Below are 265 nucleotides of genomic sequence, written 5' to 3'. Positions count from 1 at the left end.
CCCGCGAAGGCGATCTGGTCTGCCATTGCTCGCCGGTCTCGGCCGCGCAGGTGTTGCGGCAACTGCTGTGGAAGGACGTCGACTCGGTGGTCATGACCTCGGCGACGCTGACCGGCGGCGGCGATTTCCAGTCCTTCGCCATCGATACCGGTTTGCCGGATCACGCCGAGACCGCGTCGCTGCCCTCGCCCTTCGATCTGCGCAGGCAGGCGCAGCTGATCGTGCCGAACTTCCCGGTCACGCCCGACGACCGCGAAGGCCACCC

1 pseudogene is annotated in these 265 nt (G+C 68.3%); it reads left to right on the top strand.

The annotated features are described in order from the left end of the window. Positions 1-265, top strand: a pseudogene (locus SB719_RS20645) (ATP-dependent DNA helicase DinG); the annotation flags it as partial.

Origin of the sequence: Pantoea sp. SIMBA_079, from assembly GCF_046940275.1 — a bacterium.
Classification (GTDB): domain Bacteria; phylum Pseudomonadota; class Gammaproteobacteria; order Enterobacterales; family Enterobacteriaceae; genus Pantoea; species Pantoea borealis.
The sequence above is the reverse complement of the archived record's forward strand: the minus strand, read 5'-3'. Positions and strand labels throughout refer to the sequence as shown.